Raw genomic sequence first — 14011 nt, 5'->3', positions numbered from 1 at the left:
AATAGCCTCAGACTTTGCGATGAGGCTATTTATAGTGGAATAAAATGAATTTATTGATGCGTTAACCAATGTTCAACTTCTTGATAATTACCGCGAAAAATGATGCGGTGTTGTTTTTTACTTAATTGATAGCGATACATTGGGTCATAATACTCATTCAACAATGGGATTAACCACGAAAAATGTGTCTGGGTATCTCCGGTTGTTTTTTGGTCTGCTAAAGCACGCTCAAGTAAATGCGTCAATTCGATTGTCCGCTGTGATCCTAACCGTTTACGGATGGCAAACAGACCATGATGTAGATAGTCGCTATATTCCTGCCAGCCACGCTCGAAACCAAAAGTCGCTATAAAATCTTGCGTCATACGGTCAAAATATTCATATTTTAAACGCTCAAGGCGCAGTTCATAAGGGTCATCAATAATAGCGATTGGCGCTTTTTCCATTTGTGCGCGTAGTTCAAGTGGCAGGCTATTCGCACCAATGGCACGTCCTTCATCTTCCAGTACCCAACGCTGACATTGTTGGGCTTTTTTCAATAGCGTAACTGCTAAATAATTTTCAAAAGTGGCTTGAGTGTGCTGTTGTTGTAATGTACGACCAAACGAAGAGCCACGATGATGTGCGAGACCTTCTAAATCAATTCCGTTCGCTAAATGATGTACGAGAGTGGTTTTACCATTACCCGTACAGCCTCCCACTAAAATAATAGGACGTTGAACCAATTCATTAACGGCATCAATTGCTGTTTGTCGTAATGCTTTGTAACCACCATTGATTAGAGGGTATTCAATACCGGCCTCTTTTAACCAAGATTGCACGATATGTGACCGCATGCCACCGCGTGCGCAGCAAATATAGCCATTCGTATTTTGTTTACAAGCTGCTATCCACTCTGTGATCCGAGCCATTTTAAGGTCACCACTAACAAGCTGGTGGCCTAATTCAACAGCTTTAGCCGAACCTTGTTGTTTATAGCATGTACCAACAGCTGCGCGTTCATCATCATTCATCAAAGGCAGGTTAATGGTATTCGGCATTGACCCTTGTTGAAATTCGATAGGCGCTCTGACATCGATGAGTGGTGTGCCAGTGGTTAAGATTTGACGAATATTTTGCGAAGAAGTGGTTAATTCCATAATAACAGCGAGATTCTTTAAAGTTGCAATGGGTTTACTATACTCTTAATCCTATTGCTTGGCATTAATGTTAGGTTTAAAACGAGGATTAGTATTTTATTGCGTAATAATGATATATTGTCGTTAGGTATTTTAATATGAGTAAGGGGTAATACTATGAAGATGCTAACGATTCAAGAAATGACCGAAACTCAAAAAATCCAAGTGCGCACGAGACTCGCGCAAGAAAGGAAGAAACTAGGCCGTGAATTAACCAATTCTGAGCAGAGCAAGGTAAGAAAACAAATTATTACCGAAATATCTCAAGAAGTCGAAAAACAAGCTAAAAAACGACGAGCAGAAAAGAAAAAAGATAAATTAGTACCCAGTGATACAACATACAGTTGGTCCTCCCAAAATCACAAAAGAGGGTATCGTTAATTTTTAATCAGAGTGTTCCGCTAGCGATTTGCGTTAAGTTTTACGTAATTCAAATCATTAAAAGACCTCTAAGATGAAAAAGATTGCGTTATTATTCTTGTTATTTAGTCGTTTTGCTGTCGCAAAATCCAATTATCATGGGAAACCATCCCGTAATGATTCTGTTGTTTCTTCTTCAGTCGCGTTATAGAAATCAAAATTATCAAGATGACTAGTAAAAAATACGATAAGGCTAAGTAAACATAGTGATGCAAGTAACCCAATGATAATGCGACCACGAGTATAAAGTTTCATTTTATTATCCTTACCGATTTATCTGTATATCACCATAACAAATTATATAGGTGAGCCTAATCCATGAATGCTATGAGTTAATACAACGGCTTTCAGTATTCATCGATGGTTGTTTAACTTCCTCGTGACAAAAGTAGCGATGGCTGATAGATTATCTATTCATATAGGTATTCATTTATCTATTCACGAATCTATTCACCGAGTGATTAAATCATGACAAATAGACTTGAAATGATCCGTCAATTATTACGCCGAGAGCCAGCAACCGCAAGGCAACTCGCTGATATAATGAACATTAGTCAGCCAACCATTTCTCGAGCGTTAACATCACTTGGTGAAGACATTGTTCGAATTGGTTCGGGTCCATCTATTCAATATGCTTTGCGTGATACTTTTCGCGGGTTTGATACGGCACCTATTTATCGTATCAGTGAAGAGGGAACCTTAAGGCCACTAGGGAAACTGATCCCAGTTTACCCCGGAGGATTTGTCATGGAGCAGGAAGATAATGTCTGCCTTTATAGTGATGGCCTGCCATGGTGGTTGTTTGATATGCGTCCACAGGGGTATCTTGGTCGGGCGTATGCATCAACTTATTCAGCAGAACTTGGTCTACCGGCTAATCCAGAACACTGGTCAGATAGCGATATAATAAGGGCTTTAATTACCCATGGTCATGATGCAGTAGGAAACTTATTAATTGGGGAGCAGGCAAAAAAGCAATTTTTGAATATGCCTTCACCGACACCTGTTGATCGAGCTGTAACCTATCCCACGCTAGCATTGGCTGTCAGTTCTGGAGAAGCTCCAGGCTCATCAGCCGGTGGAGAACAACCAAAATTTTGTACTTATACCGATCGTGGTCATGTACTCGTAAAATTTACGGCGCTGGACGATAACGTAATCAGCGAACGGTGGCGCGATTTATTGCAAGCTGAACATCTTGCGTTAAAAGTGCTTGGTGTAGAAACAAATGTTTTTGATTTTGGTGGGCAGCGCTTTCTTGAAGTTCCTCGGTTTGACCGAGTAGGTTCACTGGGTCGCATAGGCCTTTTCTCTTTACAAGCTCTAGAAGCTGAGTTTGTTGGCAAAGCGATGAAACCTTGGCCTGTATTGGTGAATGACCTTGTCAAACAAGGGTATGTAGATGCCGATGCCGCCATTAGTACTGCGCGACTTTGGGCATTTGGCATGTTGATAGGAAATACGGATATGCACCATGGTAATTTATCATTTATTAGTAGCCATGGTCGTCCATATCAGCTTGCGCCAGCCTACGATATTTTGCCTATGGGGTTTGCTCCTAAATCGGGCGGTGAAATCGTAAACTCACTTCGAGTGGCAACTCTACTTGATGGGATCAGTGGGGATATTTGGCGAGAGGCGTTAGCACTAGCGGAAGAGTTTTTCACCTTGGTAAATAATTGTGATCGGTTATCAAATAATTTTGGCCAATGTCTTACTGCGTTGCGTAATCATCTTGATGAGGCGAGGTCACGCATATCCCGTTTGGAGTGAGGCTCATTGGTATAGATGTCAGTATTTTTCATTATTCATGAAAAGGTTAATTGCTTATGTAACCGATCGCCAAAATTGGGTTACGTAAGTTTTTAACCATGAAATTTCAACCCGATTTTGTGAAAGGGGTATTAACCAGCGGGGCGGCCGTAATGCCTAAACCTTAAACATCATTAAGGTAGATTTAAGGCTTAAGTAGATATTTGTTATGTATGATTGTGGTCATTAGTGAGGCGTTAATATTATCTTGGCTTTTAACGTCGTGAATTACACCATGGGTCATTAGGATATGCTCCCGTATTATCAATCGAATTGTTTTCTATCATATCCAAATAGAGTAACTCAACTTCAGTTCTTGCCCATGGCGTGCGACGAAGAAACTTTAAGCTAGATTTAATACTTGGATCTTTGTTAAAGCAGTTTATTTTTATAATGCGTCCAAGTTGGCTCCAACCGTATCTATCAACCAATGCATTAACTTGCATTTCTAGTGTAACTCCATGTAAAGGGTCTTTCGATTTATATTCACTCATTACGGCATATCCGAAGCATAGGCAGGTTATTATTAAGCGCATATAAATAAGCTGAATACCAATCTAAGTCAATAGGGTGTTAACAATGACTGAACGAGCAAGGCCTATTTTTGCCCTGAAATTCTATTTAACATAATATGCATTATGCGAATCTAAGTGTGAAATGAAGAAATCCAGCGTTTTGGCTGGTTAATCGTGTTGGTTCTTTTTTGGTTTTAAACCCAATTTGACTTCATAAATCTTCCGTTTTGCAATAACTTCTATGGGTTCTGCAATTGCTCTGATATCTGTTAGTTCCCATGCTAACTAACCTAATTCATATTATGATAATTGTGAGAAATGAATTTTGGCAATATGTTACGGGTATTCCCACAAAAGTTATTGACCGACGTTTGACGCCAAACAAGAATATGACGGTGTATTACTTCTATAATTACCCGCTAATTTACTCATATAGATGTGGTCACATGGCTTACAAACTGAATCTTAACTGGCCTGAATTTTTAGAAAAATACTGGCAGAAAAAACCCGTTGTATTGAAAAATGCATTTCCTGATTTTGTCGACCCTATCACACCGGATGAACTGGCGGGCTTAGCCATGGAGCCGGAAGTTGACAGTCGCCTAGTCAGCTTTATTGATAACAAATGGGAAGCGAGTCACGGCCCGTTTGAAGATTTCAGCGAACTAGGTGAAAAAGGATGGTCACTACTGGTGCAAGCGGTCAACCATTGGCATATGCGAGCGGCCGAACTGGTGAAACCGTTTCGTGTACTGCCTGAGTGGCGTCTTGATGATTTGATGATCTCCTATTCGGTGCCTGAAGGTGGTGTTGGACCACATATTGATAACTATGATGTTTTCATCATCCAAGGTATGGGACGCCGCCGCTGGCGTGTGGGCGATGCCCTACCGATGCGTCAATTCTGCTCACATCCGGCATTATTACATGTCGACCCATTTGAACCGATTATTGACGTAGAAATGGCGCCTGGAGATATTCTGTATATTCCGCCGGGATTCCCTCATGATGGTTTCACTTTCGAAGATACCATGAACTATTCTGTCGGCTTTCGCGGGCCAACAGGACGTGATCTGCTGAGCAGTTTTGCAGACTATGCGCTGGAACAGGATTTAGGTGGCATAAACTATAGCGATCCTGACCTCACGGTGACTGAAAACACAGGCACCATGAAACCTCATGAGGTTGAACGTCTACGAGCCATGATGATTGAAATGATCAATAAACCGGGTGATTTTGAACAGTGGTTAGGCCGTTTTGCAACGACCCTACGTCATGAGCTGGATATTGCGCCTGCGGAACCGCCATATCAACCGGAAGAAGTGCTAAGTGCATTAAATGATGGTCAAAAACTGATCCGACTGAGCGGTTTGCGTGTGATGCGTATCAATGAGCATTTTTTCGTGAATTCTGAAAGCTGGATTACCACAGAAACAAAAGGTGCGGATGCATTGTGCCAGTTTACGGAAGCCGACAGCAATGAACTTGGTAAGGCACTGAATAACCCAGATTTTGTTACGCAATTAACCGAATTTATCAATCAAGGATATTGGTATTTCGAAGAATAAGTCGCCCCTGCCCAACAAGATAAAACACCTGCTGATGGGTGTTTTATCCCTTCTGTCCTTGTACTTTTGTCAGTTTTTAGGTTTTATCTGTTATCTAATAAAAGTCAAATAAGCTAGTTTTAGTCATTATCTTACTTAGCGGTACTTGTGATTGGAGTTAAAAATGACGGTTCCTACTCGGTTGGCCAGCGGCTTATTATTCGCAACACTTTTGGCTTCTCAACACGTACGTGCTGACGCTGAAACTAAACTAAATCAAGATGTTAAACTAAATCATGCAACCGTGTTTTTACGCGGTGCTACCTTGGACAACAGTGTGACGCTGTCACTTAATAAGGGTCATACTGAGGTTGTTCTTACGAATATAGCAAGCAATATTGACGCTCAAACACTCTCAATTGATTTTGATAATAGTGATGTGACTATTCGTTCTGTAAATGTACAAAATGTGGCAGTTACACCTACATACCCCGCCAATATTGTTGAATTACAAGAACAACAAAAGGACTTAGTTCAGCAAGTTGAAAACTTAAACATTGCAATCAAAGTCGGTGAAGAACAATTAAGCTTATTGAAAGATCAGCGCTTTTTTGGGGAAAATAACGTGCAATCATTAGAACAGTCCTCTCAAAAGTTAGACTTTATCCGTCAACAAATGACTTCAATATTGCATGAACAACAAAAATACCAATTAGAGATTGATAAGTTAGAAGAAAAACTTTCGATATTGCAAACGCAGATCGATGAAAAAATGCCCTCGTCTGTTGGCCAGCAAACTCAGATTGTCATGTTGGTCGATGCGGCTAAACCAACCATTGCACAGCTACAATTGTCCTATTTAACGCCTGATGCCGCGTGGTCACCGAGTTATGACATTCGTAGTCAGGACGTTGGGTCGCCAATCACCCTCACGTATAAAGCCAATTTAATTCAAAATACAGGCATTGATTGGGAAAAAGTCAATTTGACCTTATCGACGGTTAACCCATCAAAAAATATCACGCCTTCTGTTTTACAGCCTTGGCGCTTATCCGTTTATGATGATAATGCTCAAATAGCGCGTCAGGTTCGAATGAGGATGCCTGCAGCCCCTGTGGAAATGTATGAAGAAAATGGTGTTAGTGAGAAGAAAAAAACAATCAATTCAGGTATATCAGACTTTGTTACAACGTCTAATAATGGTATCAATTTAAATTATCAAATCGCCCTGCCTTATTCACTAAAAAGCGCGAACAAGCCGAATACTGTCACCATCAAACAACAAAATCTCGGTGTAAAATACAAATATACCACCACGCCAAAACTGATTGAAGAGGTGTTCTTACAAGCAGATATCGACAATTGGCAATCACTTAACCTATTGAATGGAAATGCTAATATTTATTATGGTAATACATATATCGGCAACGTTATGATTAATGCAAATCAATTGGTTGATACATTACGAGTTCCTTTTGGTGTTGACAAGAGTATTCAAGTTTCCCGTGAACCAAATGAAAAAATAAAGAAAAAACCGAGTTTTATGGGATCAACAATCCAACAAACAGAAAGTTACTTGATCAAAGTAAAAAATATGCATGCGAAACCAGTTGAATTAACGGTTTATGACCAAATTCCGCTAAGTGAGGATAGTGAGATAAAAGTGTCTGAAATAGAGGATAAAAACGCAGTTACCAATAAAAGTACAGGTGAAATAGCCTAGGATATTACTTTAGAGCCTAATGAAGAAAAGCAAATTTCATTCAGTTATACATTGAGCTATCCAAAAGACAAACAAATATTAGGGTTATAACAATTTTTGTAGTTAATGTTAGATGGCGTTAGAATAACGCCATGCTGACACAACAATAACAAATTTGAGGTTTCCATGATTATATTAGTAACAGGCGCTTCTTCTGGCTTTGGTGAATCAATCGCTCGTAAATTTATTCAAAATAATCATACTGTTATTGGTACAGGGCGTAGAACTGAACGTTTAAAAGCCCTACATCAAGAATTAGGGGATAAATTTTATCCATTAACATTGGATGTTCAAGACAGAAAAGCCATTCAATCTGCAATCGCTAATTTACCTACTCACCTCAAAAACATTGATGTCTTAGTCAATAATGCCGGTCTTGCATTGGGCCTAGAGCCTGCTTTTGATGCAAATCCTGATGACTGGGACGTTATGATTAATACGAATACTAAAGGCTTAGTGAATATGACCTATGAGGTGTTGCAAAACATGGTAGTCGAAAATCATGGTCATATTATTAATATTGGTTCTACTGCGGCAAGTTGGCCCTACAAAGGTGGTAATGTTTATGGTGCAACCAAAGCCTTTGTGAAACAATTTTCACTTGGTTTACGTGCTGATTTACAAGGGAAAAAAATTCGAGTTACCGATATTGAACCAGGCTTAGTTGGTGGCACAGAGTTTTCAAATATTCGCTTTAAAGGGGATGACGATAAAGCAGCTAGCACTTATCAAGGCGCAGACGCCCTGACCCCTGAAGATATTGCTGAAACAGTGTATTGGGTTGCCACGCTACCTGCTCACATGAACGTAAATACATTAGAATTAATGCCTGTTTGCCAAACGTTTGCAGGTTTAACCGTACATAAACAACTTTAAATTTTAGTACTATTCTATACAGACGCACTAGCACACTTTTAGCTATACTCAGATTATCAGTCCTGTTTAGTAAGGAATTACCATGAATTCACACAAAATGTTGAAAACTGGCTTAACTGCGTTATGTTTTTGTCTCCCTCTATTTTGGGCTACGTCGTCTTCTGCCGCACAATCGACAACATCATGTACTGCAGGTAGTACTTGTGTTTCAGTAGGTAAAGGTGATGACTCTCTTAATAAAGAGCAAGCGCGTCAAGAAAAGGAACAATGGGATAGTACCCGTATGTTGCGTAATAAAGTTAATACGCGTACTGAAAAAGAGTTTGATAAAGTAGATGCCGCTTTTGATGCAAAAGATAAATGTGAAAAAAGTCTTAATCTAAATGCTTATTGGGAGCCAAGCACCAAACGTTGCCTTGATGTGAGTAATGGTCGTCCAATTAGTAATCCATAACCTGATAATAGGTTGCCTTATGGAGTTGTTGTTCAACAAGGAGATAAGATGAAAAAGAAATTATTGTTACCCTTATTTGTACTGATGCTAGCGCCCGCTTTTGCGCAAGCTTCATGTGAAAGTGTGATTGAGGAAATCAAACAAAAGATTATCAATAATGGCGTTCCTGCTGATAATTTTAGTTTGGTCGCAGTACCTAATGATGAAGTTGACTCATCTAAAGGTCAAGTTGTAGGTCACTGCCAAAATGATTCTTATAAAATCATTTATACCCGCCATTAGTCTATATTTTAGGTAAAATAAAGGGCGCTATTTGATGATAGCGCCCTTTTTCTTTGTTGGATTATTAACGCAATTAGTTAGGAATAGCGATAAGCTCTTGCAGTTTATCTGTATTGAGATAATGCCCTAGCTCTCTTTCTTCCGGTCGCAATAAATATGGGATTTCCCCAATTAATGGGGCCTTAATATGATGTTGTAACCGATCAATTATTTGAGCATAGTGCGCTAACCCTGGGTTGATACGGTTTGCCATCCAACCGATTAATGGTAATCCATCTGCTCGGATTGCATCCGCAGTTAATAGTGCATGATTAACACAGCCATGTTGAATACCTACGACTAAGATAACACCGACCGGCTGGCCTTTTAACCAGTCTGCATAAAAAGTATTGTCATCAAGCAAATAGCGCCATCCCCCATTACCTTCGATAACAACCATGTCACATTGATGATGTAAATGGTCTAGACCATGCTTTATTTTATTGAAATCAATGCTGTTCTCATGGCTGTAATTGTCCGTGATACGCACAGGATTAACTTCATCGTAGGAAACAAGGTCTTTAGAAACACTGTGAATTAGCAATGCATCTTTATTTCTGATTCCTTCAGGGGTATCAATGCATTGGTCAGCAATAGGTTTGTAGCCCACGGCTTTAATTCCTTGGCTATTTAGTGCTTGCAGGATAGCAAGCGTCGATACTGTCTTCCCGACATCTGTATCTGTCCCGGTAACAAATAGATTGATCATGGTCTTTTTCTATCCTGAAGTGACAGACTTATACAGCAATAAGCTGCAAAAATGATATGGATTCAGTTTATTGGAATGGGTAAGTGAGAAGTTTGCGTTAGCTCAATTTTGTGTACGATAGTGTAAATATTATCGAATTGTTTTAGCCTTGTAATAGTTGTAGTAGAAGTGAACCATCGTATAACGCTCGCTGTATTAATGAAGTTTCACTATCTTTGATGCTAAATGTAGATTTTTCTATCACTAATGTAGACGAATACAGAGGAATAGAAAGTTTATTTATATGTTTATGTAAACATTTTAAAAACAGATCAGAATCTTGATTCAAAGGAGAATTAACCAAAATGAGCTGACTACCCAATAAATTTACCATCAGTGCTAACGGTTTTGCCAACTGTTGTGCAACCTTATTAATAAGATAAACACAAAGACTGTCGTTTAGAATTGCGCCAGCGTAAATTTTATCTATTGAGATATCTTGCTGATGCAAAAATGAATCAGGGTAGTTTATTAGCAAATTATTAGCTTGTTGTAATATTGCAGGAATGGATGTATGGGTTTCTAAGCAATCATAGCTACCACAGTAGCAAACGTTATTTTGTTCAGGCTCACATTGAGTATGGCCGAATAGAATAGGCCGATGGGTACTCCTATCCAATGTTGTCCCATGGTTTAATACCATGACATTAACAACATTTTGTAGCTGTAAGTAAATGATATTTTTTTCTTTTCTTTTTTCCTGATGGGAGAAGTGGTCCATTAAGGCTAAAGCATCCACTGGCGGATGTAAATAAACGGGTAAACCAGTTTGCTTGGTAAGATGTTCCGCGATGGCAAGTTGGTGGATTTTAAAAGAAGAATGCTGATAAATAACGCCAGTATGAGGGTCTAAAATACCATCAATAAGGATACTTATCGCGGTGACTCTTTCTAATATTTTTTGCTGGCTGGCAAAGAATTGACTAATTAATTCAGAAAGAAAATCGATAAATTCGCTATTTCCTAGCGGTGTAAATGGATACTCTGTTTGAGCTAAGGTAACCGCGTTAATTTCTTTCAGAGAAATCGTGAGTTTTTGGCCTTCGATACGAATAGCTAAAAATTGCCACCCTTCACTTTCAATGACTAACCCGACTGCTGGGCGTCCGCGCAGACCGAGTACCGGAAACTCTAATTCTTTAATTAAGTGAGCATCCATAAGTTCACGTGTAATTTTGGTGATACTAGCGGGCGCAAGCTGTGCTTGTTTTGACAAAGCAATACGCGAAATTGGACCATGTTGATCAATGATACGGTAAACAATACCCGTATTTAATTGTTTGATTTGGTCTATATGGCCAGTTTGATTCACCATGGTAATAATTCAATTCCTTTATAAAGCAATGAGTTATTATGCCTTAATCTGTGTATGAGTGATTTCATTTACATTAAAAGTGTGAACTTGCTCACTTTTGATTACCAACAATGTTGGCCATCAAAAGATTCGTTAATTTTTTGGCGACGGAGGGCAATGTTCTACGTGTATTGTAGACTAACCAGACTTCAGATGAAGCATTAATATTGGTGAGTTTTAAGTATTTCACACCATCAATTTTCATACGAGTAAATGATTCTGTAATCACAGATATTCCCATACCTGCGGAAACTAAACCCAAAATAGTCATTGCTTCCCCGGCTTCTTGAGAAATGGTCGGTACCACTCCCGCAGATGTTAGTAATTGATTGATTTCATCATATAACGCTGTACCGACGTCGCGCTCAAAGAAAATAAAAGGGTAATCAGCAAGTTGCTGAATATCCACACCTACATCAATAAATTCTAATAATGGATGACCTTCATAGACGGCCACCATAAAAGGCTCTTTAAATAATAGTTGATAATCCAATTGTTCTGGTAATACCGTATTTCTCATAATACCAATATCAATTCGCCCCGTAATTAATGGCGCTATCTGTTGTTTGGTATTCATCTGGTGCATATGAATAGAAACTTCAGGGTAAGCTTCTCGATATTGCCGTAAGCTCATCGTAACTTTGTGCATAAATGGCGTAGTTGAAGTAAAACCAATGGATAACTCTCCAAGTTCACCCTTTTCCATGCGAGCTGCTTTTGTTGCTGCTGCATCGACTTGAGCTAAAATTTGATATGCTTCTTTTAAGAACATAGTCCCCGCTGCCGTTAAGGCCACATTTCGGTTATTTCTTTCCAATAGTTTTGCATTAATTTTCTCTTCAAGTATTTGTATTTGCTGACTTAAAGGGGGCTGCGAAATATGCAATCGTTCAGCAGCTCTACCAAAATGAAGTTCTTCCGCGACAGCAATAAAGTATCGAAGATGTCTAAGTTCTATACTCATCGTTTGGTTAATACCCATTAATATGTTTAAAGTATTATTATGAATAATTAATATATTAGACAAAAAACTAAAAAGTTTCTATTCTTTGATCGAAATCAAGTGTGTTGGTATGACAAGGAATAAACATGGAACACTCACAAAATAGCCTTACATCTGAGCAACCTAATGAAGGAATAAGAACCCCCTTACAGGGACATACCACACCAAAAAAACATTACATACAAAGAGATGACGCGCTGTATTTACGTGTGACCTTATCCTTTTTTACCGTTGGTTTTGCCACATTTGCTTTGCTGTATTTCGTTCAGCCAATTTTGCCTATGCTGTCAGAAGATTTTAACATTTCCCCTGCAACAGCAAGTTTATCATTATCACTGAGTACAGGCTTAATGGCATTAGGGTTATTAATTACTGGGCCAATTTCAGACGCAATAGGCCGTAAGAATGTGATGGTTATTGCATTGACCTGCGCTGCATTATTTACTCTACTCAGCTCAATCATGCAGAGCTGGCAAGGGATCTTAATTGCCAGAGCATTAGTTGGTTTATCGCTAAGCGGTGTTGCTGCAGTGGCTATGACCTATTTAAGTGAAGAGATCCACCCTAGTTATGTTGCACTATCTATGGGGTTGTATATTAGTGGCAACTCGCTGGGAGGTATGAGCGGCCGGTTAATGACGGGGGTGATCGCAGATTTTTATTCATGGCGTGTTGCTGTCGTTATTTTAGGTTCGTTAGCCCTTATTGCCGCAATTGGCTTTTGGCGCTTACTGCCCCCTTCTCAACATTTCCGCGCGAGTTCTTTAAAACCTAAAAATCTATGGGTTAATTTACATCTACACTTTAGAGACAAAGGTTTACCTTTTCTATTTATCGAAGGCTTTGTCTTGATGGGTGGTTTTGTCACAATGTATAACTACATCGGATATCGTTTACTTGACGCACCTTATTCATTTTCTCAGTCTACGGTTGGCTTGCTATCTGTTATTTATTTAACAGGGACTTACAGTGCGACTAAAACAGGAAGCCTAACTCAAAAATATGGGCTTGGTCGTATATTGATAGCTTCTATTACCCTGATGTTAATTGGTATTTTAATCACATTGTGTTCGAATGTGTGGTTAGTTTTATTTGGGATGACGGTACTAACAACCGGTTTTTTTGCTGCGCACTCTGTTGCCAGTAGCTGGGTGGGACGTAGAGCGAAACGAGCACGAGGACAAGCTTCTTCTCTGTATTTATTCAGTTATTATGCAGGGTCAAGTATCGCAGGTACAGTCGGTGGTTTATTTTGGGAACACTTTGGTTGGACGGGTGTTGCGCTATTTATCGCTGGCATACTGTTTATCGGTCTTATCATCGCTTGTCGTTTAAAATCAATTTGTTATAACCAGTAGATTAGAGGCTGATAAAGGTTAAACTACCATTTTCTCCCGTTATTAGTAGATGATATGAGTGTCTATTAATAACGAGGAAACCCAATGAAATCATTCTCTATAAAATCATTTTTATTTGCACCATTGCTTTTTTGTTGCAGTTTTGTGGTCTGGTCGCATGGCTATGTTAAGTCCCCTGAAAGTCGTTCATACTATTGTAAGTTAGGGGTAAATAAGCAATGTGGCCCAGTGCAATATGAACCGCAATCCATTGAAGGCAAACAAGGCTTTCCCAAATACGGCCCAGCCGATGGTAAAATTGCCAGTGCAGCTAATGCTCTTTTTTCTCCCTTAGACATACAAACTACTGTTCGGTGGCAACGAGCTATTATAAATTCACCAAATGTTAGGTTTAAATGGCGCATTACTGCGAAACATAAAACAACAAAATGGGAATACTTCATCACTAAACCAGATTGGCAACCCAATTCGCCGTTATCGCGTAAACAGTTTATACTAACCCCATTTTGTAAATTTGAACGTGTAGAAATTCCAGGGGAGAGCGTGGAGCACAATTGCGTATTACCGAAGAATCAAAAAGGTTACCATGTGATTTTAGCAATTTGGACAATAAATGATACGGTAAATGCGTTTTACCAAGTCATTGATGCAGAAATAAATTAG

15 protein-coding genes are annotated in these 14011 nt (G+C 39.2%); 9 read left to right on the top strand and 6 right to left on the bottom strand.

The window, feature by feature from the left end; genetic code table 11:
• Positions 1–50: 50 nt before the first annotated feature.
• A complete protein-coding gene (gene mnmH, locus PSE72_RS01695; RefSeq protein ID WP_115167228.1) occupies positions 51–1139 on the bottom strand; it encodes a tRNA 2-selenouridine(34) synthase MnmH in 1089 nt (362 codons plus the stop codon).
• A gap of 156 nt (positions 1140–1295) precedes the next feature.
• Between mnmH and PSE72_RS01690 the strand changes: the two genes are divergently transcribed.
• Positions 1296–1559, top strand: a complete 264-nt coding sequence (locus PSE72_RS01690) for a DUF3811 domain-containing protein (RefSeq protein ID WP_004910935.1) — start codon at positions 1296–1298, stop codon at positions 1557–1559.
• Between the two features lie 135 nt (positions 1560–1694).
• Here PSE72_RS01690 and PSE72_RS01685 read toward each other — a convergent pair whose 3' ends face one another.
• Positions 1695–1853, bottom strand: a complete 159-nt coding sequence (locus tag PSE72_RS01685; protein WP_198641129.1) for a hypothetical protein — start codon at positions 1851–1853, stop codon at positions 1695–1697.
• A 213-nt stretch (positions 1854–2066) separates the two neighbouring features.
• Between PSE72_RS01685 and yjjJ the strand changes: the two genes are divergently transcribed.
• Entirely contained in the window at positions 2067–3371 is a 1305-nt protein-coding gene (gene yjjJ / locus PSE72_RS01680; protein WP_115167227.1) for a type II toxin-antitoxin system HipA family toxin YjjJ, read from the top strand.
• A gap of 254 nt (positions 3372–3625) precedes the next feature.
• Here yjjJ and PSE72_RS01675 read toward each other — a convergent pair whose 3' ends face one another.
• Positions 3626–3904, bottom strand: coding sequence for a VF530 family DNA-binding protein (locus PSE72_RS01675; protein WP_004910941.1), 279 nt, complete (start codon positions 3902–3904; stop codon positions 3626–3628).
• A 467-nt stretch (positions 3905–4371) separates the two neighbouring features.
• Here PSE72_RS01675 and PSE72_RS01670 point away from each other — a divergent pair, with 467 nt between their 5' ends.
• The 5 genes from PSE72_RS01670 (at position 4372) to PSE72_RS01650 (ending at position 8846) form a co-directional block, all read left to right on the top strand.
• Positions 4372–5493 (top strand): ribosomal protein uL16 3-hydroxylase, encoded by a 1122-nt coding sequence (locus tag PSE72_RS01670; protein ID WP_115167226.1) that lies wholly within the window; start codon positions 4372–4374, stop codon positions 5491–5493.
• A gap of 163 nt (positions 5494–5656) precedes the next feature.
• Positions 5657–7195, top strand: coding sequence for a DUF4139 domain-containing protein (locus PSE72_RS01665; protein ID WP_115167225.1), 1539 nt, complete (start codon positions 5657–5659; stop codon positions 7193–7195).
• Positions 7196–7360: 165 nt separating this feature from the next.
• Positions 7361–8110: a bifunctional NADP-dependent 3-hydroxy acid dehydrogenase/3-hydroxypropionate dehydrogenase YdfG gene (gene ydfG, locus PSE72_RS01660; protein WP_109912249.1), complete on the top strand. Its 750-nt coding sequence runs from the start codon at positions 7361–7363 to the stop codon at positions 8108–8110.
• An 82-nt stretch (positions 8111–8192) separates the two neighbouring features.
• Complete coding sequence (locus PSE72_RS01655) at positions 8193–8564, top strand: DUF1283 family protein (RefSeq protein ID WP_115167224.1); 372 nt, start codon at positions 8193–8195, stop codon at positions 8562–8564.
• A gap of 48 nt (positions 8565–8612) precedes the next feature.
• Positions 8613–8846: a DUF1161 domain-containing protein gene (locus PSE72_RS01650; RefSeq protein ID WP_115167223.1), complete on the top strand. Its 234-nt coding sequence runs from the start codon at positions 8613–8615 to the stop codon at positions 8844–8846.
• Between the two features lie 73 nt (positions 8847–8919).
• On the opposite strand, the gene bioD is transcribed toward PSE72_RS01650, so the two are convergent.
• The 3 genes from bioD to PSE72_RS01635 form a co-directional block, all read right to left on the bottom strand.
• Positions 8920–9594, bottom strand: coding sequence for a dethiobiotin synthase (gene bioD, locus PSE72_RS01645; RefSeq protein ID WP_004910953.1), 675 nt, complete (start codon positions 9592–9594; stop codon positions 8920–8922).
• A 142-nt stretch (positions 9595–9736) separates the two neighbouring features.
• On the bottom strand, positions 9737–10948 hold the full coding sequence (locus tag PSE72_RS01640; protein ID WP_115167222.1) for an ROK family protein: 1212 nt from the start codon (positions 10946–10948) through the stop codon (positions 9737–9739).
• A gap of 91 nt (positions 10949–11039) precedes the next feature.
• Positions 11040–11951, bottom strand: a complete 912-nt coding sequence (locus tag PSE72_RS01635) for a LysR family transcriptional regulator (RefSeq protein WP_115167221.1) — start codon at positions 11949–11951, stop codon at positions 11040–11042.
• 125 nt (positions 11952–12076) lie between these two features.
• On the opposite strand from PSE72_RS01635, the gene PSE72_RS01630 reads away from it, so the two are divergent.
• A complete protein-coding gene (locus tag PSE72_RS01630; protein WP_109912251.1) occupies positions 12077–13348 on the top strand; it encodes an MFS transporter in 1272 nt (423 codons plus the stop codon).
• An 84-nt stretch (positions 13349–13432) separates the two neighbouring features.
• Positions 13433–14011, top strand: coding sequence for a lytic polysaccharide monooxygenase (locus tag PSE72_RS01625; protein WP_004910963.1), 579 nt, complete (start codon positions 13433–13435; stop codon positions 14009–14011).

Origin of the sequence: Providencia sp. PROV116 (genome assembly GCF_028482485.1) — a bacterium.
Classification (GTDB): Bacteria; Pseudomonadota; Gammaproteobacteria; order Enterobacterales; family Enterobacteriaceae; genus Providencia; species Providencia rettgeri.
Note: the sequence above shows the minus strand (reverse complement) of the source record. Positions and strands in the feature narration are given on the sequence as shown.

What these genes read in the sequence shown, in the direction of transcription:
- mnmH (WP_115167228.1), bottom strand. Translation starts at nt 1,139, where the DNA reads ATGGAATTAACCACTTCTTCGCAAAATATTCGTCAAATCTTAACCACT.
- PSE72_RS01690 (WP_004910935.1), top strand. Translation starts at nt 1,296, where the DNA reads ATGAAGATGCTAACGATTCAAGAAATGACCGAAACTCAAAAAATCCAA.
- PSE72_RS01685 (WP_198641129.1), bottom strand. Translation starts at nt 1,853, where the DNA reads ATGAAACTTTATACTCGTGGTCGCATTATCATTGGGTTACTTGCATCA.
- yjjJ (WP_115167227.1), top strand. Translation starts at nt 2,067, where the DNA reads ATGACAAATAGACTTGAAATGATCCGTCAATTATTACGCCGAGAGCCA.
- PSE72_RS01675 (WP_004910941.1), bottom strand. Translation starts at nt 3,904, where the DNA reads ATGAGTGAATATAAATCGAAAGACCCTTTACATGGAGTTACACTAGAA.
- PSE72_RS01670 (WP_115167226.1), top strand. Translation starts at nt 4,372, where the DNA reads ATGGCTTACAAACTGAATCTTAACTGGCCTGAATTTTTAGAAAAATAC.
- PSE72_RS01665 (WP_115167225.1), top strand. Translation starts at nt 5,657, where the DNA reads ATGACGGTTCCTACTCGGTTGGCCAGCGGCTTATTATTCGCAACACTT.
- ydfG (WP_109912249.1), top strand. Translation starts at nt 7,361, where the DNA reads ATGATTATATTAGTAACAGGCGCTTCTTCTGGCTTTGGTGAATCAATC.
- PSE72_RS01655 (WP_115167224.1), top strand. Translation starts at nt 8,193, where the DNA reads ATGAATTCACACAAAATGTTGAAAACTGGCTTAACTGCGTTATGTTTT.
- PSE72_RS01650 (WP_115167223.1), top strand. Translation starts at nt 8,613, where the DNA reads ATGAAAAAGAAATTATTGTTACCCTTATTTGTACTGATGCTAGCGCCC.
- bioD (WP_004910953.1), bottom strand. Translation starts at nt 9,594, where the DNA reads ATGATCAATCTATTTGTTACCGGGACAGATACAGATGTCGGGAAGACA.
- PSE72_RS01640 (WP_115167222.1), bottom strand. Translation starts at nt 10,948, where the DNA reads ATGGTGAATCAAACTGGCCATATAGACCAAATCAAACAATTAAATACG.
- PSE72_RS01635 (WP_115167221.1), bottom strand. Translation starts at nt 11,951, where the DNA reads ATGAGTATAGAACTTAGACATCTTCGATACTTTATTGCTGTCGCGGAA.
- PSE72_RS01630 (WP_109912251.1), top strand. Translation starts at nt 12,077, where the DNA reads ATGGAACACTCACAAAATAGCCTTACATCTGAGCAACCTAATGAAGGA.
- PSE72_RS01625 (WP_004910963.1), top strand. Translation starts at nt 13,433, where the DNA reads ATGAAATCATTCTCTATAAAATCATTTTTATTTGCACCATTGCTTTTT.